General features: G+C 41.3%; 18 protein-coding genes and 1 pseudogene. 8 read left to right on the plus strand and 11 right to left on the minus strand.

All coding sequences use genetic code 11. The annotated features are described in order from the left end of the window. The first annotated feature begins 952 nt into the window (after nucleotides 1–952). From H6G97_RS10830 to cruF, 4 genes are all read left to right on the plus strand, one after another. On the plus strand, nucleotides 953–1,324 hold the full coding sequence (locus tag H6G97_RS10830; protein ID WP_190940621.1) for a response regulator: 372 nt from the start codon (nucleotides 953–955) through the stop codon (nucleotides 1,322–1,324). Nucleotides 1,325–1,501: 177 nt separating this feature from the next. Further along, entirely contained in the window at nucleotides 1,502–5,734 is a 4,233-nt protein-coding gene (locus tag H6G97_RS10835; RefSeq protein ID WP_190940622.1) for a chemotaxis protein CheB, read from the plus strand. A 331-nt stretch (nucleotides 5,735–6,065) separates the two neighbouring features. Beyond that, complete coding sequence (locus tag H6G97_RS10840; protein ID WP_190940623.1) at nucleotides 6,066–6,281, plus strand: hypothetical protein; 216 nt, start codon at nucleotides 6,066–6,068, stop codon at nucleotides 6,279–6,281. A 232-nt stretch (nucleotides 6,282–6,513) separates the two neighbouring features. Then, nucleotides 6,514–7,395, plus strand: a complete 882-nt coding sequence (gene cruF / locus H6G97_RS10845; protein WP_190940624.1) for a gamma-carotene 1'-hydroxylase CruF — start codon at nucleotides 6,514–6,516, stop codon at nucleotides 7,393–7,395. A gap of 451 nt (nucleotides 7,396–7,846) precedes the next feature. Here cruF and H6G97_RS10850 read toward each other — a convergent pair whose 3' ends face one another. The 5 genes and pseudogenes from H6G97_RS10850 to H6G97_RS10870 form a co-directional block, all read right to left on the minus strand. After that, nucleotides 7,847–8,890, minus strand: a complete 1,044-nt coding sequence (locus H6G97_RS10850; RefSeq protein ID WP_190940625.1) for a chemotaxis protein CheB — start codon at nucleotides 8,888–8,890, stop codon at nucleotides 7,847–7,849. Nucleotides 8,891–8,997: 107 nt separating this feature from the next. After that, complete coding sequence (locus H6G97_RS10855; protein WP_190940626.1) at nucleotides 8,998–11,310, minus strand: NACHT domain-containing protein; 2,313 nt, start codon at nucleotides 11,308–11,310, stop codon at nucleotides 8,998–9,000. 816 nt (nucleotides 11,311–12,126) lie between these two features. Continuing rightward, nucleotides 12,127–12,657, minus strand: a pseudogene (locus H6G97_RS10860) (methyltransferase domain-containing protein); the annotation flags it as partial. A gap of 24 nt (nucleotides 12,658–12,681) precedes the next feature. Then, a complete protein-coding gene (locus H6G97_RS10865) occupies nucleotides 12,682–12,834 on the minus strand; it encodes a ribbon-helix-helix protein, CopG family (RefSeq protein WP_190940627.1) in 153 nt (50 codons plus the stop codon). Nucleotides 12,835–13,453: 619 nt separating this feature from the next. Beyond that, the gene (locus H6G97_RS10870; RefSeq protein WP_190940628.1) at nucleotides 13,454–13,729 is read right to left on the minus strand and encodes an HU family DNA-binding protein; all 276 of its coding nucleotides are present in this window, start codon (nucleotides 13,727–13,729) and stop codon (nucleotides 13,454–13,456) included. Between the two features lie 906 nt (nucleotides 13,730–14,635). Between H6G97_RS10870 and H6G97_RS10875 the strand changes: the two genes are divergently transcribed. Next, nucleotides 14,636–15,430, plus strand: coding sequence for a DUF4198 domain-containing protein (locus tag H6G97_RS10875; protein WP_190940629.1), 795 nt, complete (start codon nucleotides 14,636–14,638; stop codon nucleotides 15,428–15,430). Between the two features lie 202 nt (nucleotides 15,431–15,632). Here the strand turns inward: H6G97_RS10875 and H6G97_RS10880 are convergent, their stop codons facing one another. Continuing rightward, nucleotides 15,633–16,583: a malate dehydrogenase gene (locus H6G97_RS10880; protein WP_190940630.1), complete on the minus strand. Its 951-nt coding sequence runs from the start codon at nucleotides 16,581–16,583 to the stop codon at nucleotides 15,633–15,635. A 225-nt stretch (nucleotides 16,584–16,808) separates the two neighbouring features. On the opposite strand from H6G97_RS10880, the gene H6G97_RS10885 reads away from it, so the two are divergent. Then, nucleotides 16,809–17,936, plus strand: coding sequence for a BUD32 family EKC/KEOPS complex subunit (locus tag H6G97_RS10885; RefSeq protein WP_190940631.1), 1,128 nt, complete (start codon nucleotides 16,809–16,811; stop codon nucleotides 17,934–17,936). Between the two features lie 242 nt (nucleotides 17,937–18,178). Here the strand turns inward: H6G97_RS10885 and H6G97_RS10890 are convergent, their stop codons facing one another. Together H6G97_RS10890 and H6G97_RS10895 are read right to left on the minus strand one after the other, a co-directional pair. Next, the gene (locus H6G97_RS10890; RefSeq protein WP_190940706.1) at nucleotides 18,179–18,304 is read right to left on the minus strand and encodes an amidase; all 126 of its coding nucleotides are present in this window, start codon (nucleotides 18,302–18,304) and stop codon (nucleotides 18,179–18,181) included. A gap of 12 nt (nucleotides 18,305–18,316) precedes the next feature. Continuing rightward, nucleotides 18,317–19,018 (minus strand): serine/threonine protein kinase, encoded by a 702-nt coding sequence (locus H6G97_RS10895; RefSeq protein ID WP_190940632.1) that lies wholly within the window; start codon nucleotides 19,016–19,018, stop codon nucleotides 18,317–18,319. An 87-nt stretch (nucleotides 19,019–19,105) separates the two neighbouring features. Here H6G97_RS10895 and H6G97_RS10900 point away from each other — a divergent pair, with 87 nt between their 5' ends. Further along, nucleotides 19,106–19,264, plus strand: coding sequence for a hypothetical protein (locus tag H6G97_RS10900; RefSeq protein WP_190940633.1), 159 nt, complete (start codon nucleotides 19,106–19,108; stop codon nucleotides 19,262–19,264). Nucleotides 19,265–19,279: 15 nt separating this feature from the next. Beyond that, nucleotides 19,280–19,618, plus strand: coding sequence for a thermonuclease family protein (locus H6G97_RS10905; RefSeq protein ID WP_190940634.1), 339 nt, complete (start codon nucleotides 19,280–19,282; stop codon nucleotides 19,616–19,618). Between the two features lie 47 nt (nucleotides 19,619–19,665). On the opposite strand, the gene H6G97_RS10910 is transcribed toward H6G97_RS10905, so the two are convergent. The 3 genes from H6G97_RS10910 to H6G97_RS10920 all read right to left on the minus strand — a co-directional run bounded on the left by H6G97_RS10910 (nucleotide 19,666) and on the right by H6G97_RS10920 (nucleotide 22,073). Then, nucleotides 19,666–19,947, minus strand: a complete 282-nt coding sequence (locus H6G97_RS10910; RefSeq protein ID WP_190940635.1) for a DUF5132 domain-containing protein — start codon at nucleotides 19,945–19,947, stop codon at nucleotides 19,666–19,668. 598 nt (nucleotides 19,948–20,545) lie between these two features. Continuing rightward, a complete protein-coding gene (locus H6G97_RS10915; RefSeq protein ID WP_199349342.1) occupies nucleotides 20,546–21,625 on the minus strand; it encodes a WD40 repeat domain-containing protein in 1,080 nt (359 codons plus the stop codon). Nucleotides 21,626–21,869: 244 nt separating this feature from the next. Beyond that, nucleotides 21,870–22,073: an amidase family protein gene (locus H6G97_RS10920; RefSeq protein WP_199349343.1), complete on the minus strand. Its 204-nt coding sequence runs from the start codon at nucleotides 22,071–22,073 to the stop codon at nucleotides 21,870–21,872. Between the last annotated feature and the right edge of the window lie 121 nt (nucleotides 22,074–22,194).

The following is a 22,194-nucleotide window of genomic DNA, read 5'->3' on the forward strand; positions in this document are numbered from 1 at the left end:
CCCCCTTAAAAAGGGGGACTTTGATTCCTGTTCCCCCCTTTTTAAGGGGGGTTAGGGGGGATCTAGAAGTACTTAAAAGCACAGCCAAACACTTTTAAAACAACCTCTTAACAGATGTTGGCACTTTTGCAGAAAACTACAGCAACTTCAATCGATGAGTTTATCAAAACTGAGTTGAAATTAGACGGTATCCCACCAGATTTAATCCGCTTAGTAATCGAAAAATTACTTCATGACTGCCATTCCTAATTTCCGAGAATTCCTGTCTGGTGGAGTGTTTGGGAATTCCACCTTGATTATAAATCTTTAATATTTAGATGCGTTGCCCTACCCCTTCAGGAATAAGTTATCGCTCATCTAAATAATTTAAATGTTTCTATATCAGAAAAATTTTAATAAAATATACATTTTATACAAGATATACGCTATTAAAACATCTATTCAAACATCAACTCTAACAATAGGATGTTAGGCTAAACCCTATTGATAAAGTTTATGTTTAGTAAATCAACTATCGAAATTCGATTTAATTATTGAATTTACTTGATTGGCGAGGGAATAAAAAAGGAAGGATATAGATGTGTACTGATTTTTTCAAAAATCAAATACGAGTTATATAGTCGTATTAATAACTACTTGTTGACACAGCTTTAGGGTGAGCATAGCCCGTTTTAGATATCCATTTGAGTTTGGGAAACTAAAGCAAACGATAAATGCTGATTTTTTCATTAGTTTTTAACGCTGATTATAATTAAGAGTAATTTAAAAACATTGTCTCTGCTATTTTTGTATCTACTGATGAGATATTTATTGAACTTCAAACAAGCACAATAAATGTACAGCTTAAGGACATTGCAAAGCTCAATAAAACCTCAATTTTGAAACTATGATGCTTATAAATAATAGATTTCCTACTCATCCTTCATTTCTTCAAGGGCTGCGAGTACTCCTTGTGGATAATGATGTCAATTTTTGCAATTATTTAACAGCGATGTTGCAATCCTATGGTGTGAAGGTGCAAGCGGCATTTTTAGGAGAGCAAGCTCTGGAAATATTTGTTCAATGGCAACCTGATGTCCTCTTGAATGATATTTCCTCATCAAAGGAGGATGGTTATACTCTGATTCAGCAAGTAAGAACACTTACGGGAGAGCGAGGCAAAGCAGTGCCAGCGATCGCTCTGACAGGCGCTGTAACTGAAGATATCTATCAACGTTCTCTCTTAGCTGGGTTTAGTCTATGCTTTGCTAAACCTGTAGTTATTAACGATTTTGTTGCTGTGCTTGGCATTTTAGTAATTGCCAATAATCTTCATTTGCGCTGATGCTAGCTAGCTCTAATTAATGTCTTAAATATAGTAGTATAAATTTTGATAAGTAATGATATAGCAGTACAATTCGGATAAGTATATTTCACTTTCCTTCCTCCTGTTTTTATTTGGTAAACCAACCTAAAATATAAACCTTAGCCACCAAAGCATTGCGGTACTGAACCTGATCCTATGACATCCGATCAACCCTCTGAGCAACTCGTATCTGAATTTACCGTTAATGAAGCGTTTGACATAGAGCAGCAAGACATTGCAAATGCTTTATTTCCCATCGTTGGCATTGCCGCCTCTGCGGGTGGATTAGAGGCATTTACGCAGGTACTTAAGCATTTGCTTACCGATACAGGGATGGCATTTGTACTGATTCAACACTTAGATCCTAACCACAAGAGTCTGTTGAGCGAGATTCTAGGAAGAACAACTAAAATGCCCGTCAATGAAGTGCGAGACGGCGTGACTGTGGAACCTAATAACGTCTACATTATTCCGCCTAACACTAAGATGATGTTGTCTAGTGGGGTGTTGCAACTCACGCCGCGAGAGAAAGTTCATGGTAAATATATGCCTGCTGATGCGTTCTTTACTTCATTGGCAGCAGATCGAGGGTACAAAGCGATCGCAGTAGTTTTATCTGGAGCAGATGGAGACGGTTCACTAGGGCTGAAGGCAATCAAGGCAGCTGGAGGCGTGACTTTTGCTCAGTGTGAAGACACGGCAAAATTCGATAGTATGCCCAATACTGCTGTTGCCACCGGGAATGTGGATTTTGTGCTACCGCCGCGAAAAATTGCCCAGGAACTGGTAAACCTTAGTCGCAATCCTTTTATTTCTAACTCTTTGCCACCAATCGCGGTTGAGAAGTTGGCCGAACAGGGGGATGCCCTAGCGACTATATTTGTATTATTGCGATCGCAAACTGGCGTTGACTTCAGCCACTACAAGCCCAACACCCTCGATCGCCGAATCCAGCGGCGAATGCTGTTGTATAAACTAGAACGCTTGGAGGATTATGCCGAGTATTTGCAAAATAATCCGGGTGAAGTCAAGGCGCTCTATGAAGAAATTCTGATCCATGTAACCCATTTTTTCCGCGATCCCGAAGCATTTGAACTGTTGAAAGAGCGAGTCTTTCCTTCCATCATCGAAAACAAATCAGCAGAGTTGCCGATTCGGATTTGGGTAGCTGGGTGTTCGACGGGTGAAGAAGTGTATTCCATCGCTATCTCCTTGCTGGAGTTTTTGTCAAATAAACTAACCTCGCCGCCGATCCAAATTTTTGCCACAGACATCAGCGAAATAGCGATTGACAAAGCGAGAACGGGTATTTATGCAGAGAATCAAATGGTGGAAGTCTCATCAGAGAGCCGCCGCAGATTTTTTAATGCCCTTGAGGGCGGTGGATATCAAATTAACAAAGCTGTCCGCGAACTGTGTGTGTTTGCTAGGCAAGACTTGGGCAGCGATCCCCCTTTTTCTAACTTAGATTTAATTAGCTGCCGGAATGTACTGATTTATTTGGACGAAACGTTGCAAAAACGGATACTGCCCATCTTTCATTACAGTCTTAATCCGACTGGCTTCTTGCTGCTAGGGACTTCAGAAAGCACAGGTAAATATTCGGACTTGTTTACTGTAATTGACAAAAAGTATAAAATTTATGCCAAAAAGATAACTGCAATTCGTCCAACTTTTTCGTTCATTACCAGCAATTATCCGGTAGTAAAAGTGGACGAATCAAAGCAGAAGAATGAGAATCCATCGGATGAGTTTGATTTAGAGAAAAAAACTGACCAACTAATCTTGAATCGCTATGCCCCAGTGGGTGTGACGATCAACGACAAGATGGACGTGCTGCAATTTCGGGGAGAAATCGATCTCTACCTCAAACTTGTACCGGGGAAACCGAGTCTTAACTTATTCAAAATGGTGCGCCAAGGCTTGCTCATCGAGCTACGGGCAACAATTTATCAGGCACAACGGCAAAAAATTCTAGTTAGAAGAGAAGGGTTACAAATTGAAGAGGGCGATCTTGCAAAAATCATCAATCTTGAGGTGATTCCATTCAACCCTGGGACTGGCGAAGAACTCTACTTTCTGGTTTTATTTGAATCAGCCCCACCCACAATTAACAACCCCAGCACAGTAAATCCTGAGAGCGAAGAGCAGTCAGATTTAGCGCAGGAGATTGTTCAGCTAAGGCAAGAAATTGCAACCGCCATCCAAGAGCGGACTGCAACTCAAGAATATCTACAAGCGGTGATCCAAGAGCAGGAGCATATCAATCAAGACCTGAAAGTTGCCAATGAAGAAATCCTCTCCAGTAATGAAGAGTTGCAAAGCACCAATGAGGAGCTAGAAACTGCCAAAGAAGAAATTCAGGCAACCAACGAAGAACTCAACACCACTAATGAAGAACTTCGTAGTCGAAATCAGGAATTACACCAAGTCAACAACGATCTGACGAATTTGCTTGCCAGTATCAATATTCCCATTTTGATATTGACTTTGGACTTACGCATTCGACGTTTTACGCCAATGGCGCAGCGACTTTTCAATTTGATTCCCGCCGATGCTGGACGACCTTTGAGCGACATCAGAGCAAATCTCGATGTTCCTGAGTTAGAAACTCTAATTTTGGAGGTTCTTGAGACACTTAGCATCAAAGAATTAGAAGTCCAAACTCTGGGGGGACATTGGTACAACCTCCGCATTCGTCCTTATCGCACTACAGAAAACAAGATTGACGGTGTAGTGTTGGTGTTAATAGATATTGATGTTCTTAAACGCAGTGCCGCAACCTTAGAACAAGCCCGAAATTACGCTGAAGGGATTGTGGAGACGGTACAAGTGCCGTTAATCGTCCTTGATTCTGATTTCCGGGTGAACAAAGCCAATCGCTCGTTTTATGAAACATTTCAGGTTTCACCATCAGAGACAGCCCAATCTCTGATTTTTGAACTAGGGAACGGTCAATGGAACTTGCCCGGACTGCGATCGCTCTTAGAAGACATTCTCGCCAACAATACCAGTATTAACAACTGGGAAGTAGAGCATAGTTTTGAGCGGATTGGGGAGAAAACCATGCTGCTCAATGGTTGGAAAATTATTGAACAGGGAGAGGCTCAAATGATTTTGCTGGCGATTGAAGATATTAGCAATCGCAAACAGTTAGAGTTAGAGCGATCTAAGCTTCTAGCACAGGAGCAGTCAGCCCGTCAACAGGCGGAAATTGCCAACCGAGCCAAAGATGAATTCCTGTCGAACCTCTCCCATGAACTTCGTAACCCGCTTAATACTATACTGGGCTGGGCGCAACTTTTCCGCACCCGCAATTTAGATTCAGAAGCAGTCATTCGTGCCTGGTCAGTGGTGGAGCGGAGTGCTAAGGTGCAAGGTCAGTTAATCGATGATATGCTCGATGTCTCCCGAATTACGAGTGGCAAGCTTCATTTAAATACTCGTCTAATCGATCTAGTTTCAGTAGTGAATGCCGCCATTGAGTCTATCGAATTTTCCGCAGAGGCGAAAAGCATTGAAATTGTTTCACAGTTGAACTCAGCGACGGTTGTCGGAGATTTTGACCGTTTACAGCAAGTTCTCTGGAATTTGCTTTCTAACGCCATTAAGTTCACTCCAGCCGGTGGGCGAGTGGGAATTATGCTCGAAGCTGTATCTACTCACGCTGAACTTCGAGTCAGCGACACAGGAATTGGCATCCGGGCAGACTTGCTGCCATACATTTTCGATCGCTTCCGCCAAGGAGATTCCAGCAGCAGCAAAACAACTCAGGGACTTGGATTAGGCTTGTCAATCGTCCGTCATCTGATAGAACTTCACGGTGGAACAGTTCAAGCGCAAAGCCCAGGTGAGGGACTAGGAACCACGATCGTTGTCAGGCTGCCTCTGCGCTTAATGCCACCGGAGATTACATCGCCAACTTATTTAGAGCCGAGCCTTTTATCAGAGACTCTGGACACATTTGATGGTAAAAATCCACCCCTTACCCTTGAAGGGTTATGCATCTTGGCTGTAGACGATCAAAAGGATAGCCGCGACTTATTAAAGTGGATGTTAGAAGAGTTTGGGGCTGAAGTAGTAATTGTGACATCGACAAGGGAAGCGATCGCTGCTTTAACTGAATCTCCTGGCAAATATGATGTGCTTTTAGCAGATATTGGGATGCCAGAGGAGGATGGTTTCTCCCTGATTCGTCAGGTGAGAGCGCTTGAAGCTGAAGCTGGGGGACAAATTCCAGCAGCAGCAATCACTGCCTATGCCACCGAACAAGAGCGGCAAAGGGCAATCGATGCTGGTTTCCAAACGCATCTAGCTAAACCGATTGAGCTTACTCAATTAGTATTGATGATTGCAAATTTGAGTGGACGAGGCACAGATAATTCGTAATTCGTAATGGGCTACGCCCCGCTACGTTAACGTAATTCGTAATTGAGGTACAGAGCAACTAATTTTAATTATGAAAAAGTAAAAAATGTGCGGTGTTCAGATCTCCGACTTCTTTGAGAAGTCGGGGATCTAATTTTTCACTAATAATTTAGGATTGCCATATCAAATGTTTGAATAAACGTTTGAATTACGTATAAGTTGTATAATTTCCACCTAAAACATTCTCAAGTTATAGATGATGTTTAATATCTTTACTTAAATAGATACAAAACATATTTAATTTATTTTATTAAAACAGAAAGTATCAACTATGAATTGAGGAGTTTTACGCATGACTGCAACCTTCATGAAAATGCCAAAGTTTAGCAATACCCAATGGGTGAGCTTTGTTGGTGGAGAAGGGATTGTACGCAGCTACACACCTGAATCTGGCACATGGACGTATCTTATTGAGATGGCATTAGGGCGAGAGCCTGACTTTGGCAGAGTTGGTGCAGAAACCATGATACTCCTCACCGAGGCAGATTTGCGGACGACAGGCTTTTGACAAGGCTACAACCTAGTATTCCTCTCATCCGCTAGCTGACTTAGTGCAGGGTTGATTTAAATACAAACACGCAAGCATTTTTAAGGAAGATTTGAGCCAAAAAAGTGGTAATGCCTCCTGCAAATCTTAACTGAGGCTCGATTGTATTCAATGACTTTCTAAATATGTTCTTAAACATTTGGAACTTTTAGCAGCCGAGTAGCCGCGTGTCATATCTTATTAAGGAATTATCATGAGACAACTTGTTATTGCTGAACGCGTAAGCCTCATTGGTCATCTGGTGTCAACGGTATTTGGATTGGTAGGAATACTACTGGTTGTACCTAATGCCCAAGTAATTTTCAACTTATCCAAGGTTGGACAAACTGCCATGCAATGGAGTATGGCAGGAGGTGGTGTAGTTTATATGATTTTAGGTGCGGCAGGTGTTTTCTTGTATGCCACGCGGATTTTGGGTTTAGGTCGCGCCTTAGCATTTCTGTTGCCATCAGTATTTATTTCTCTAGGAAGTGAATTACTAGGAACCAGTACTGGTTTTCCATTTGGTCATTATAGTTACCTAAGCGGTTTAGGTTATAAGATTGCGGGTTTAGTCCCATTTACAATTCCCTTGTCGTGGTTTTATTTGGGATTTGTTTCTTACTTGCTGGCACGTACAGGTTTAGAAGTGGACAAAAAACCCAACTTGTGGCGGCATATAAGTGCGATCGCTTTGGGTGCTTTATTACTAACCTCCTGGGATTTTGTTCTCGATCCTGCAATGAGTCAAACTTCTCTACCCTTTTGGTATTGGCAACAACCAGGCCCCTTCTTTGGAATGCCTTACCAAAACTTTGCGGGGTGGCTGGGTACTAGCTCAGTATTTATGACTGTGACTGCACTGTTGTGGAGAAATAATCCAATTGACTGGGAGCGATCGCAACTTAATATACCTTTTGCAGTTTATTTAAGTAACTTTGGTTTCGCTACAGTCATGAGCTTAACAGCTGGATTCTTTGTACCCGTGTTGCTAGGCTTGTTGCTGGGTGTAACTCCCGCAGTGCTGCTGTGGTTGAAAGGCTCATCTACACCTGTCCAAGTTCCCATTGAATCCACCAGAAATTTCTGTAACTAGAGTCATTGCAGTGAAATGAAAGGACATTGAGCATTGGGTACAAGAGGCAGAGGAGTAAAGGGGCAGAGGGGAAAGACTTACTATAGCCGTAGTCACCGAACAAGGCAAAAGTAAAAAGGTACTCATAAAGAAAAAGAAAAATGGTTTGTTCGCGTAGCATCTTGTAGAGAAGCCCCTAAATTTATTTATGGAACGAAATAAAAACATTTATTTCGATAGCGCAGCGTTAGCGAGTCTTCTCCCAAAGGGAGACGCTAAGAGCGAACGAGCGTCGTGGCGTAGCGCAAGAAATAATACGGACTTAATCATTTCCCCTTAATTTATTTATGGGGATTATCTTTTTAACTTTTACTTCTTAAATAGTTTAGGACAGTGTTGGTTGCTCAAAACCTTGAATTAAACGGTTTTTTTACTTAGCACGGACTAAACGCCCTGCTTCCGCTAACAGCACTCAGCACTCAGCGCGATCTTCCTCTATTGCTGCAATAGTTCGTTTCGTGGCAAAGCCCTTGAGAATTATGCCTCGAACTAAGGACACCTCTTTATCCAAATTCATTGCATGATCCTCAAATTTTGTTGCGGCACTAGTTAAATTGGAATTTCTCATCTGTTCTGCCATTTGACGGGAGAATGTAACCTTTTCTTCCATTACCCGCACAGCCGACCACAGCGCATTTTCGAGATTCTGAGTTTGCTCTGCCAGGAACACATTAGCTGTAAAGGAATGCCCCGTGTGACAGCGAAACCGCAACGGCTGTTCTTTGCCAATTTGCCAAATGCTGCCGTTGCATTCAGGGCAGGTGTAAGTCGTTCTAGTCCCGATCGCTTCTACATTCTTTAAAAACTCCTGGGTATTCATCTGCTGTTCAGCAATCTTGGATTCAATTTCGATCTCTTCGGTCACGGGATATGCCTCCTCCTTGGCGGCGGGTTCTTTTGATAACTTCACTAGTAGGTCTGGGATTTCTGCAAGCGGCAGGCAGTAATCGACGTTCACATAGCGCAAGGCGCTCTTTGCCATGCTGGGGTATTCTGCTTCGTTCGGGTCTTGAACGATCGCCACTCCGCCCCGTTTCTTAATTGCCTGCAACCCCACCGTGCCATCATCAAGATAGCCAGTGAGTACCACACCTACCACCCTTGTACCATAAGCGCGGGCAGCTGAACGAAATAACGTATCGATCGCAGGTCGAAAGCGGTTTTCTTGAGGTCCGCGCACGACACGCATTGAGCCTTGATTAACCAACAGGTGATAATCAGGCGGTGCGACATAGATTCGCCCGGTTTTAATTGACTCTCCATCTGCCGGGTGAGATGCTTCAAGAGAGCCTACATCTGTAAGTATTTGCGGGAGAATGCTGGGTTTATCTGCTGCGAGGTGCTGAACAATGAAGAAGACAGCATCAATATCAGCAGGCACAGCACCCAAGATTGCGCCCAGTGCTTTGAGTCCGCCTGCGGAAGTGCCAATAACAATAATGTCGTGTCCAAGCATAGATTTTTTCTCTTAGTGAATAAAAGCGTTTTAGGGAACTCTAAAAAATAAATTATCCAATTTCACTCTTTCAAAACGACTTTCCCTCTCCCTGCTCCCCTACCCGATCACAATCCCTGCCATTCTCGCTTTTGAAGTTCTTTTATCGGCAACAACAAACTCGCTTCAATCTCCTGCCGCACAACGTCTGTGATCTCACAGTTGCTATTAAGGCAGTCGATAAGCAACTGATTGGCATCATAATATTGTTGTAATACTTGCTGTTGCTGTGGGCTGAAGTGCCAGTGATGCTCAATATTTCGATGCTTGGCGATCGTGGCTTTTAACAGTTCCATCCAGGCAGGATAACTTCTGTGCCACCATGTCTGAAACCTTTCTCTACCTTGTTCTGGATCAGGCAGTAGGTCTTTAAGTTGTTGTAAAGCTTGGTGTAAGCCAGCATCTTCAACGATCGCTAAAGTATAACTCAAAGCATCATCGCAGGCATGGGCATCGGCAAAATTAGATTTGCAGTCAATAGTGCATTCCATTACTAGGTTATCTAATGCCGCATCCAAAAAAATACCTTCATCAAGGATGCAGACAAGAGCAAAGTGCCAAATTAGGTGAGGAGTTCGAGCCAGAGCAAGGTAAAACGCGCAAATTGCAGCAGGCTGGGGGGGAGCGGCAAGGGACTTTTGACTTGCCCAAGTTAAAAATTTTTGCAAATATGGATCTTCAGCCACTAGTGCATCAACTTCTTGCTTCATCAACAGTACTAAAAAATCTGCACTCCGCAGCATGGCAACCGTTAACAAAAAGATTTCGCGCCACCTGGGTTCAGTAATATGACTCACCAGACGTTCTAACGGTTGTTCTAATGCTTGTAAATTATAAGTAGCAACGATTTTTCGAGCAGTCAGGTATTCTTGAAACGTCAAATAAGAAAAGGAGAAAATTCCCCGCACTCGTTCTGCTAGTAATCCATGTTGTAACTCTATCGCCTGAAGTACCTCTTCACTATCTAATTGCAATTCCTCTGGTTCCGTCGAAGCATTAGGTAAATCACAGATATAATCGCTAATGTATTGTTCAACAATGCGTTGTTTAAAAAAGTAATTACCCTGGTCAAATGTCACGCTAGCAACCTGACTCAGCAACTTCAGATTTTCTGATAATAAGAAACCTTCGTACACTTCATCCCGTTCAATTGCTTTAGTTTCATCCCATTTGCCCAGGAGGAGGTCTAAACATTGCTTATAAAACGCAATTTTTTGGTTTGGGAATTTGTTTTGGTGATGAAAAACCCAGCAGGCGAGATGTAAAAACAAGGGGGAGACGGCAAGTCTACGAAATTGTAAGTTTTCAGGTAAATCTAGTTTCTTAATAAACTTAATTGCCTGTTCTTGTTTATTCTGGATGTTCGTTTTTGTAAGTGCTGTAAACCACTTCTGAGCAAAAGCAACAATTTGGTCTTGACTAAATGGGGCAATTTCTACATCTGTAAAGCGTCTAAGGTTGAAAGCTTTAGCCGCCGTGCGGCAGGTGACGACAAATATATTCTTTTGATACTTTTCAGAGAATCTGCGAATCTCATTGGCGACACTCTTTCTTTCTTGATGAAGCACTTCATCTAATCCATCCAGCAACAGCAACACTCTGCCTGATAACAACAAAGTTTCTAGCACAGATGGATCTGCAATCTCACAGGTAAGGAATTCTTTGCAAATATAGTTGAGTAAATTGAACTCTCCTGCAACTCTCGTTTCGTCGGCAAAATCTCTTAAGGTGACAAAAATGGCAACCCGATTTGCAGCAAATCTACCTCGGTTGCATTGAATCGCCAGATGTTGTAAAAAAGTGGTTTTACCTGCTCCCGGTTTACCCAACACCCGTAGCTTTGAGTAAGTTTGAACTGCCGTTATCCCCGCGATTTGTATTTGGGATACTTCACCTAAACCAAAGCGATCAAATTCTTTTGATGTAAACTTTTGCAAGTCAGCAAACTCTAACCACTGAGAGCTTGCAATCTCCTCCAAAATGTTGACATCTATGTAAATGTCGTCGATTCTAACGGGGCGACTAACATCTAATAACTGCAAAGTGCCGCACTGGTCTTGAATTTTGTCAAAGCGTTGCGATCGCACTTGTTGTACTAGAGCATCAATATCTAAAAATTCAGCAGCAGCAAGTTCTTTTGATTCGCTTGATTCTTCTGGAGGATTAGCCGCAATTTCCCGCCAATTCAACGACAACACAGAGCAAATTTCTATAAAGATATGACGGTCAACCGAACGCCCACTAAAAAACCGCCAAATTGGTTGGCGGGTCTTTAAGTTGACTTCAAAAGCCAAATTGTCTTGTGTCCACCCCTTCTGAGCAAACGTTTTTTTAGCTTGTTCAATTCCGGCGAGTGATGCTTGGAGCGATCGCTTGACCATAGAAGCTTACACACATCAAATAATAATTCTTAAAGTTGATATTATTGCAACATACAGTTTCGGAACTACTTAGAAACTATTTGAGTTATTTTTAAATGCTAATGATTTATTTAAAGCATCTTCCGCTAATATCCTCTCATTGCATTGTTCTCAGTTAAACATGATTGGTTTAAGTGTTATTTTTAACTTTTTATTTTGTGTATTAGGAATTTGTGGTATATTTAGTAACTCTACTGCTGCGGCAATCTAAACTTTGTGTAAGATTAAATAGTTGCTGTTATTGTACCACTCCTTTACGGTTGTGTATAAAGTTAACCTAATATTGTTAGAAACTAGCAAGAGAAATGAAACCAAACTGATAAGGTAATTAAGTTCAACTCATAGCTTTAGAACTTAAGAGCCATTAGATAGGGGTAAACCACAGGTTCATAACTTTCGCACGCTTGTTGCTGACTTTAGTCCATATAATCACGTCTGGATAATAACTCAACTATCACACCCTCTATTGACTCTAGATTTTCAAGCTTGGCTAGAAATCTATGAACCAGGGCCGTATTATTTTGGACGCTTAGACAGTCCTATTGCTGTGCCATTCCAGCAGTGGTTATACGAAGATGTTCTTCCTTCTATACTATTAAAGCTCCATACATATCAATTTGTTGCACAAACGCTTTAAATGTTTCGCCAGGCATACTTAACTACCGAGAATAGGTACTGCAAGTTACGATACTACGTACTCATCCTCAATAACCGATCCAAGCGTTGTAACCAATTGCTATTGGTGGCGATAAAAGCTTGTTAGCAATCTTGGATGTTTATTTCTGGGGTCATCTTGATGAAACCAGACAGCCCAAAACGCACTAATCCCTTTGGTAGAGCCACTCCTTGCCAAATCGAATCGAACCAAGAAAGAAGGGTTTCTTGCGTCCAGTCTGCCGTAAGTACCTCAATGCTGGAAAAAGCTGGATGAGACCACTGATTGAGGAGTTGCCGCATTACTCGTTTCTCCCAAAAATTTAGCGGTTTTTGGCGTTCATCCCTCTGATTTCAGTCAGCTACAACCAACACTCCACCAGGCTTTAGCACCCGCATTAATTCTCTAGCAAAAACGGTTTTTTCTGGCATGTGGGGCCTGCTTCAATAGACCAAACGACATCAAAACTGGCATCTGGAAACGACAATGCCATTGCATCATCGACCGCAAACTGGGCGTTTAGCCCAAAGAGTGTTAATTCCTGGGCGCGTTTCACCTGAATAGGGCTGATAGTAATCCCTATGACAGCAAACCCATAATCTCGCGCTAAAAATCCGGCTACTGCCGCCGATACCACAGTCAACATCTAAAATCTGCTTTTCTTTAATTCTAGGTTTTTACTCTTTATCTTCAGTAGTCAGAGAACGAATTAATTCCCGGATTACATCAGTTGCTGGTCTGCCAGTCATTAAGCAGTATTTTTCCAGCTTCTCTGCTTCACTGGAGGTAAGATTGATTGTAAGTCGTTTAGCAGCCCATTTTTTATTCATAATAGATATTAGAAAAATTTGATTTAGCAACTACTTCTCTAATATCAATCACTTAATATGTTCTTTAACATGGGACTACCACTGGCTTTTAATTTAAGAGATGATGAAGCAAAGAATGTATTTTTCTAAATAATAGTGAGGACGTAAAATCTATTTTAGAGGATGAAGTTGCAGCTCATTAAAACCAATAATTATTAAGACATTATCAAGAAAGGATAAAATACTTTCACACAAAATAGGTACTCTGGTCAAGTAAGTTTTTATCGTTTCTTAAAAAAGCATCGGCAGCATTTTGATATACATCAGCATCCATTGCCAAAGTACGGAGTTGAAAACATTAAGGCGATTGAGGAAGCGATGCCTACGGCGGGCTGCGCCTACGCGATTAAACTAGACAACTCATTTTAGCTCCCCAGCAATCCCTCTAATGCTTCCCCGACAGCAACCCACGCTATCCATTGCCCTTAATCCAACAGTAGTACAACAACCGATAACCTTCGATATTTCCATATCGCCAGCCAACGTGAGATCATACATTTTGTAAGCGACAGTACTCAGTAGCTTACGTAGCTTTATAATGATTAGATTGATACTGGTAAAGTAAATACATCTGTATAGGTTAAGGTGCTACTTTTTCCCGAAACTGTTTTCCAGGAGAAAACACAGGAACTCTAGTAGCTGGAATGATGATTACCTCATTGGTTTTAGGATTACGCCCTTCACGCTCTGAACGCTCACGTCGCTCAAATGACCCAAACCCAACGAGCGTTATCTTCTCCCCATTGGCTACAGCCTGGGTAACGACTGACAAAAAAGCACTGATGATTTCATCGGTTTGCTTTTTTGTGATGTTGGTCTTTGCTGCTACGGTATCCACTAATTCGCCTTTGTTCATAAATCACCTTAAAGTATTGACTTGAAAAGTTGGGCGATCCAATAGCCTACCTACATCAGTAAAGCTTGCGATATTCAAAGGTTCGATGGCTTACGCGATTGGCTAATTATAAAGCCTATCAATTAGCACGGGTGGTTAACTATATATGTTAATTATCGTAATATTTGAGATTTAAGAAAATCTACATAAATAGAAACAGGACTTTTTATAAAAAATATATAAAGTAGCAATTGAAATTTTGCAGTATTCTCTTGTTCATTTTTAGATGTTTCACCAAAGAGGCAGGGGGAAGGGAGCTAAAAGCTTGGGGGAGCAAGCCCTTCCCAAGAGCGTGAAGCAAAGCGAAACACGGGTACGATCGCGAGTGCGTCTCGTAAAGCCTGCGAGCATAAGCAACTCTTAGAGACGCTACGCTCCCGCTTGCTTCGACCTAGGAGTACGCTTAGGGCGGAGCCTCTCCAAGAGTTGAGAAGCCCTGTCCTTCTTTGTCTGCTTGAACTGGGGCAAAGTACAAGCTCCGTCTCAGTTTTTCCCCCTGCCCCTTGCCTCTTTTGACAACCAATTTACAGACAAGCATAAGTACAAAATCTTTTTGATTCGTGGAAAAACAACTTAGTAAATGCCCAAGGGGGGCATTGTATTTTTTGACCGATAACGGCAAAGTTTTACTTAATAACTTAGCTCAGAAATTGACAAGGGCAGATATTAAGGAAAAAGACCTTGTAAGTAGTAATAGTTACACTATCGCTGCTCCTAAGAGATTTTATCTTTATTAACAAATTATTTCCGGCGCTGTCATGCTTGAATAAAGTTATTTTTGGTGCAAAAAAACTGTATCGAAAGCAATGCGAAAACGACACATTAGCGAGAAGCAAAATGATAACAATCCGGCTAAGAGAGTTGCTTTTGACTATTACCATTTTACCGATAATGGTTCAGCCTGCTGTAGCTCACTCTCTCTACTTTGGCAATCAGGGCGAAGATATCCCGCTATTGTTCGGTCATCCAGAGGAGGGGGAAGAGTCAGTAATTCCCTATGCTCCGGCAAGTGTTAAGGAACTCACAGCTTACGATCTAACCAAAGCTGTTGTCCCTATTGAAATCAAGAATTTTTCAAATGGAATATCTATCATTCCCAACAAAGACGTTGCAGCACTATCCGCCTTCGTAGACCGAGGCTTCTACGTTGTCACCCCGGATAATCAGTATCTAAACATCTCTAAAAAAGAAGCAACAACCGAATACACTCAAGCCTTTCGCTCTTTTAATTACCCCAAAAGCCTCTATAGCTGGTCTGATGCGATAAAGGAGCCATTAGGTCTTCAACTCGAAATTGTTCCTTTAGAAAATCCCTTTAAGGTTGCAACAGGAGAAAATCTTGAGGTTCAGGTTTTATTTGACGGAGCGCCAATAAAAGATGTTTTAGTGGAATATTTGGGGCAATCAATAGAAGATGTGAATAAAGACGGCATCTTTTCCATCCCCTGGACGCAAGAGGGATTGAAAACTATTGAAGCAAGTTACAGCATACCTTTAAAAAATGATCCTGATACTGATGAGCTTTCTTACTCTGCCTCTTTAGGGGTACAATCTGTTCCTGAGCCGGAAAATTGGTTTGGGTTAGGTGCGTTCGCTTTTCTAGCGATTCTTGCTAGAAGTGGGTTCTACAGAACAAGCCGAAGGGTTTTGATGAGAAAGTAATTCTATTTAAACTTTGTGTACAAGTAGAAAAGTCTTTGTATATAGTAGCTTGAGGATATGCACGTCTCTTTCAACAAGTAAGTACAAAAGAAAAATAAGTCAAAAATACCTATAAAAAAATCAATTACTATAGCCTATTAAAAGATATATACTCAATTAGATGAGCTTATCCCGCATTTTAGATAGGCTATATGAGTTGATTTTAATTATCCAAAGAATTATAGGCAAGATTCAGTTTGGTGGCTGACTCTTCTAATAAACGTTGTTCATGAGCATTTCTTGGTAACACCAGTTGGCGCTCAATACCTATTGAGCTAATGATACATGGAAGTCCAAAAACAACTTCAGTGCCAACTCCATAGCTAGAATCTGCTCTCACTGATACTGGAAATATCTGTTTTTCATCTCGCAGGATGGTATCAATTAATTGACAAACTGCTATTGATATGCCATAGCTAGTATTTCCTTTGCGTTCGGAAATGTTATAGCCTCGCCTACGGGTTAACTCTGCGTACTCTTGCTGAATTTGTTCCAGCTTTTCTCCTTGTGGTATAGGAAATTCCGTTAATGCAATCCCCCCAATAAATGCACTAGACCAAACGACAAATTCACTGTCTCCATGCTCTCCAATCACATAAACATGAACATCTTGTTTTGCAACATTCAGTTGCTTACCAAGTTGATATCTCAGTCTAGCAGTATCAAGAACGGTTCCCGAACCGAAAATTAGGTTTTCTGCTCTTGTGGAACTGGCGATCGCAATCCGTGTTAGTACATCCACTGGATTGCTAACGATAAGCACAATTGAATTCGGTGCAACTCGATCCAATTCTCTCATCGTCGAACGCATGATCTCTGCATTGTCACTCAACGTATCTAATCGGCTCTGTCCAAGTTTCGGCTGTACCCCAACAGTTACGACAATTACATCAGAATCAGCTAAATCCTCATACTTATTTGATGGTATAATCTCCATTTCTTCAAGTAAGGGAATGCTGTCTTCAATATCCCATGCTTGCCCCTCAGCTTTTGATAAGGTTCGGTCAAAAAGCACCACTCTTACACATTTACGGAGTAACACTAAAGCATTTGCTACGTCTGCACCCACATTCCCTGCACCAATGACCCCGACCTTGGATGTTTTGCTACTCATGTCGTATCTACCTTTTTTGTAACTGTTTTTCGCTTTGGGTTAAGAATATAACTGATATTGTCCAAAATCACGCAATTCGGCAATTGAATTGTGCAATCATTCCATCCAACAGTGGCATAAATTAATCCCCCTAGCGAAGCCGCCCTGGGTGAAACGCCTTTTGCCAACCAGTTAAAATAATTACAATAATGTTACGGTTTTTTATACTGCGTCTAAACGAAGAAAATGGTTAAAAACCATCTAGAACTTAGAACCAAGAGTTACTTTAAACTTAGTTCACAACTTGCTGGGTTGGATAATACGCAATTGTGTTCTTTGTTTGATAATAATGAGCCAGGCACATCAAGTTCAAGTTCGGGGCGAAATCATACGATCGTTCTTGCGCAATTCAAAATTTTTGTCAAGCGCATTCCGATTACGGATATCGAATACGAAAACCTATTTTCTACCAAAAATCTGTATGACTTACCAACTTGCTTTAACTATGGTGTTGGTTCTATTGGTTTTGGTGTCTTTCGTGAACTCATAACACACATTAAGACTACTAACTGGGTATTAGAAGGAGCGAACGCCACATTTCCCCTAATGTACCATTATCGAATTATTCCGTTCTTTGGGCAACGCGAGAATATCGATATGGAAAATCACAAAAGCTTTGTGGAGCATTGGGGTAATAATCTGAGTATCGAGAATTATGTGTTAGATAGAGCTAACGCCAACTATGAATTAGTTCTGTTTTTAGAGTACATACCGTATGTTTTGGAAACATGGTTGCAAGAAAACCCTAACAAACTTCAGCAACCTTTAGATGAATTATGCACGACGATTACCTTTTTGAGGAGAAAGGGAATTATTCACTTCGATGCACATTTTCGCAACATCCTCACTGACGGCAAGCAGATATATTTGACTGATTTTGGTTTAGTACTTGATAAGAGTTTTTCTTTAACCAAAGATGAAGAGTCTTTTTTTAAGCAGAACCAATTTTACGACTACGGAGAAGTCTTGCGAAATCTTGGTCATCTTATTCGCTCACGATATGATTTATGTCCTGAGAACGATAAACGCACGATAATGGAAAAATATGAGATAAAAGAAGGTTTAAAACCTTATGAACTCGGAGCTATATTACTTGACAGCATTGAGCAGATACACGCTGATGGGGTCATGAAGTTAGATGAGTTTTATGTTACTAGCATCGTCAAATATCGCAGCATTATTGCACTGATGCAAGACTTCTTTGTTGATATGTATAAAAATAACAACAAGGACACAAAATTTCCTCATACAAAACTACGACAGCTGCTCAAAGAGACGGGGTTTATTTCTGGTGCTGATGACTATAGTGGATAATTGCCTTTTCTTAAGAGAATCGCCTGATAAAATTTTTTTCGATTCCAAATTTTACACTTAGAGCGATCGCTTGGAATCGTGCAACCACAACAAGCGCGTTCGCCCTACAGCAGACTGGAGAAAGGTTAAAGAGACTTGTCCAAGTAATTAGAAATCTTTCTCTGTTACCCAAATGGCACGAAGATTCATGTGAAATCCTTGTGGGAACTTCTGAACAATTTTGAATACACAACGAAATCTGCTTAGTAACCTAATGGATTATGAAAGGCATTGATTACTTGATCAAGTTTTTGTGCGATCGCCAACAACTCCATCTCACGCCACCGCTTGCCATCAGTTTTTGGCACAGAAATACTTAATGTTTGCAATAATAAATTAACCTAACGTTTCAAACATTTAAAACGAGTTAATCTTAGGAGTATTTGACAAGAGGAAGTTTTGAAAGAGGTTGCCAGACGATAAGATTTGCGGATTATATCTAAGGCAGAGTATGGCACACGGAGTCGAAGTGGGCATAGCAAGGGGAGATATAACCAGTAATAAGCCTTCTTTAAGTCATTCCATTTTGAGCAGGCTTCAAGATGTAAAAAATCTGAGATGTCTACAACTAATCCTCTACCTTTGTGCATCATAACATTACGCCCGTGAACATCATGAGGGTAGAGGGAGCAACGTCGGGCATAGTCAAGAGCTTTATCTATGTCTCTTATCACCTGCCTGGGGATCGGTAAACCTAAGTGCATACAGTCGTACAAAGTTGTTCCATAAAGCCGTTTCAAAATTAGAAAGCTATCTTTGGCGTACAAACACTCAGAAAATGCCGGATGAGAGCCTAGACGACGGTAGACTTCTACTTCTTCTTCAAAGCCTGGTCGTCCTGGGGCATAAATTTTAACTACACACTCAGGGTAATCGGGATGATAAACTACTGCGGCATAATTTCCTTTGCCAAGCAGCCGCCAGGGTTGTGGAAGATAGCTGACCTGAATGGGATTACGGGGATTGACACTTTCAATTTGTAATCTAGGCAGTAGTTCCTGATAAATGCTTTTGAGCAGGCGTTCTGGAAGCAATTTGTCCATACCGGATAAGTTTCTGACACCAAAGAACAAGATAAACTACTTGATTTATCTCAACTATTACGGCAACAGTTGGAATTGAGCTTAATTTTGAAATGGCAATCTCTATATTGGGACAACAGAGCTATCACCAAAGCTATTATCACCGGTATCTTGATTTTCCAAAGAACTAATCAGCCATCCATCGCCCTTACCGAAGAATGGATAACTACCCAAGTGCCAGATAGGGACAGCATCGTAGTCCGCTAAACTGATGGCAGCCAAATGTTAGTTGAGCTTTGTGGAATTGATGCCCCCGAATTGAAACAAGATGAAGCTCCAGATCAACCATTGGCTAATGAAGCAAAACAGAAACTGCTCAAGCTAGTCGCTGCTGCTGATAAGCAACTGATGGTCATTCCGGTGGAAAAAGATAACCAGGGGCGAACTGTTGCTGAAGTGATGGCTTACGGTAAAGATGAGGCTGATATCAGTTTCCAAGAAGAATTGCTTTTAAGCGGCTTGGCTAAAATGCTTAACTCAGGGGTAGTATGCCCGAATCAACTGGGTTTTGAACAGGCTCAGGAAATAGCAAAAGCATCCAAGCTTGGAGTGTTGAAGTAGTCGAATTTAGAGAAGCATTGAGACTACCACCACTGTTTTTCCAGCATTCAGCCATTCATGTCTATAGGTTGGGCTGATTTCATCCGTTCTTCACCGACCTCAGCCCTTGCCTCTGCAATGATATCGTCCCAGGTTTCATTCAGTTCGGCTAAAGCTTCTTTATTTCTGTCATAAAAAGCGATTCCGCTTTTGACAAGTGCTTTAGCTATTGGCCTACCAACACCACCGATGGCTGGGAAGAATACTGGTAAAAGAATTATCCCTACAATACCTGTGACTCCTAATCCTTCCGCTAAATCGCCAAGGTCGGGTAAAAGTTTAACTGACATAGTTTTTTCCTCCCTCGTTTTACTTAATCTCATTTTAATGTAATTAGAAGTTACCTGTCTGCTGAAGTACACAGCTTGTTAGCTTTATAGGCGCTCGTGTTTATAACTCCTGAATGTCCATGCGTCGGATCAAGCCATTCTCAATAGTGTAAATATGCTGAACCATTTAGTCGCGGATCAAGTTTCCATCTAAACCCTGCACTAGTTGATGAACATAGACAACTACTCGCCCACTATCATCGGGTTGAAAGCTTGTAAGTTCAACATGAGGATCAATCAAGCTCCACTGACGAGTCCAGTAATCATCAGCACAACCATCTTGTTTTTCTCAAAAGATATAATAAAAACTTCCCTCCTTTGAGGAACATCCTGAAAGGTGATTGCGTCAATACAGCATTTTATTTTTTTCTCTTAACCTTTTTTGATAACTTTCACTAGATGCTAATTTAGATTCTTACAGCAAAACACTGTTTATTGCACCTGCTCGTGCATATTTGTTCCTTGAGTTAGTTTTTTGCTCCGTCTGAAATCTTAAGACATTACTGGTTGAAATTGATTCCAAAAACACAGCTTTTTGAGTTTAGCATTAGCCTTACCTTTACGGTTTTATCTGCCAAACTTTAACAGATTTATCGCCACTAGCGCTATATAAAGTCTGACCATCACTACTTAATGCAAGTCCATAAATTCCACCTGCATGTCCGGTAAGTTTCATGACTGATTTCGCTGTTTTGATGTCGCGTAATATGATTTCTCTACCTAAACCACCAGTAATAAATGTTTTGCTATCGGGACTTATAATTAACGCATCAATACTCGTACCCAACGATAAATTATGAATTAGCTTTCCTGTTTTCAAGTCCCAAGCTTTGAAACCTTTACCATCTGTGCTTCTGACTCCACCAGATTGAAAACTATCGTCATGTCCACCAGACAGGAGCATTTTCCCATCTTTACTAATAGCAAGCGTAATTGGAGCTGATGCTCTCTCCGAACGGTTGATCAGGTCTTCTTTTTTGGGTAGTGGTGGGGTAAAGCTGCCTATTTCTTTACCTGTTACCAGACTCCAAACCCGAATTTTTCCCCCATTATCACCCCCGCTTAAGAGGGTTTTACCATCAGGACTAATTGCAAGTGCTGTTGTTTCTGCTCTCAGTATCCGGTCAATTTTTCTAGTTTTGAGATTCCGAAATTTGATAGTGTTATCGCCGCTACCACTGATTAAAGTTTGTCCATCTAGGGTCAACAACATTGCTTTCACCCCTGTTTTTTCTAAAATCGTGCGAACTTCCTTTCCTGTTTGCGTATCCCAAAATTTGATAGTGTTATCGAAACTGGTACTAATTAAAGTTTGCTCGTCTGGAGTAATCACTATTGATTTAATGCGATCACCGTGTCCAGTTAAAGTGTGAAGCAATGCACCTGTAGTAGTCTGCCAAAGTTTGATTGTTTTATCATCGCTACCACTAGCAAGAACTTGACCACTAGGGGAAAGGGTTAATGCACGCACAGGTGCAGTATGTCCTGATAAAGTTAGTTTCAACCGCTTTGTTTGTTCAGTATTTGTGGGAGTATTAAGTGTATTTGCTACAAGCGGAACGGTAGCAATCATACTAAATGGTGTAGCTAGGAAAAGACTAAGTAATGCTAGGGTTTTAAATAGGATGAGTAATTTCATAGTGATATTGTTGAAACTCTAAGCAGTCAAGCTAATAAAGCTTGCTTTCCTTGGACAGATAAAAACTGACTCCAGCATAATTCTTCATCTTTTCAATGTCATTTTCATAACTAATTTCATAATCTATTACACTCTTCAAAAGATAGACATAGAGTCATTTTCAGGCTTTACACACCCCTTGGTTACTCCTTGACAATCTTTACAAAATTCAACAATTGCGGCTGCATGACAACTAAGGCTGATTTCAATAGCCCAATGGATTGCGGAAATTACCAACCACTTTGTCAAGTTCTTGAGCAATAGCGAATAGCTCCATCTCTTGCCATCGCTGACCCACACCCACGATTTGCATCCCAATCGGCAAGCCGTTTTGAGTTTGTCCAATCGGAATCACAACCGCCGGATGCCCTGTAACATTGAACGGTACAACATACGCTCCTGGTGCCATTGAATACGGCACACTGCAATTGTCCACTTGAATGGCTGCACCTCGATCGCAAAGACGCGATAAATTGCCGTCTTTACAATAATCAGTTCTTTGTAGAGACGGCGATTTATCGCGTCCTTAC

It is taken from the genome of Nostoc flagelliforme FACHB-838 (assembly GCF_014698065.1).
GTDB classification, from domain to species: Bacteria; Cyanobacteriota; Cyanobacteriia; order Cyanobacteriales; family Nostocaceae; genus Nostoc; species Nostoc flagelliforme_B.

What these genes read in the sequence shown, in the direction of transcription:
- cruF (WP_190940624.1), top strand. Translation starts at nt 6,514, where the DNA reads ATGAGACAACTTGTTATTGCTGAACGCGTAAGCCTCATTGGTCATCTG.
- H6G97_RS10920 (WP_199349343.1), bottom strand. Translation starts at nt 22,073, where the DNA reads ATGGCACCAGGAGCGTATGTTGTACCGTTCAATGTTACAGGGCATCCG.
- H6G97_RS10915 (WP_199349342.1), bottom strand. Translation starts at nt 21,625, where the DNA reads ATGAAATTACTCATCCTATTTAAAACCCTAGCATTACTTAGTCTTTTC.
- H6G97_RS10885 (WP_190940631.1), top strand. Translation starts at nt 16,809, where the DNA reads ATGGTTAAAAACCATCTAGAACTTAGAACCAAGAGTTACTTTAAACTT.
- H6G97_RS10850 (WP_190940625.1), bottom strand. Translation starts at nt 8,890, where the DNA reads ATGCTTGGACACGACATTATTGTTATTGGCACTTCCGCAGGCGGACTC.
- H6G97_RS10865 (WP_190940627.1), bottom strand. Translation starts at nt 12,834, where the DNA reads ATGAATAAAAAATGGGCTGCTAAACGACTTACAATCAATCTTACCTCC.
- H6G97_RS10905 (WP_190940634.1), top strand. Translation starts at nt 19,280, where the DNA reads ATGTTAGTTGAGCTTTGTGGAATTGATGCCCCCGAATTGAAACAAGAT.
- H6G97_RS10880 (WP_190940630.1), bottom strand. Translation starts at nt 16,583, where the DNA reads ATGAGTAGCAAAACATCCAAGGTCGGGGTCATTGGTGCAGGGAATGTG.
- H6G97_RS10910 (WP_190940635.1), bottom strand. Translation starts at nt 19,947, where the DNA reads ATGTCAGTTAAACTTTTACCCGACCTTGGCGATTTAGCGGAAGGATTA.
- H6G97_RS10855 (WP_190940626.1), bottom strand. Translation starts at nt 11,310, where the DNA reads ATGGTCAAGCGATCGCTCCAAGCATCACTCGCCGGAATTGAACAAGCT.
- H6G97_RS10870 (WP_190940628.1), bottom strand. Translation starts at nt 13,729, where the DNA reads ATGAACAAAGGCGAATTAGTGGATACCGTAGCAGCAAAGACCAACATC.
- H6G97_RS10835 (WP_190940622.1), top strand. Translation starts at nt 1,502, where the DNA reads ATGACATCCGATCAACCCTCTGAGCAACTCGTATCTGAATTTACCGTT.
- H6G97_RS10840 (WP_190940623.1), top strand. Translation starts at nt 6,066, where the DNA reads ATGACTGCAACCTTCATGAAAATGCCAAAGTTTAGCAATACCCAATGG.
- H6G97_RS10895 (WP_190940632.1), bottom strand. Translation starts at nt 19,018, where the DNA reads ATGGACAAATTGCTTCCAGAACGCCTGCTCAAAAGCATTTATCAGGAA.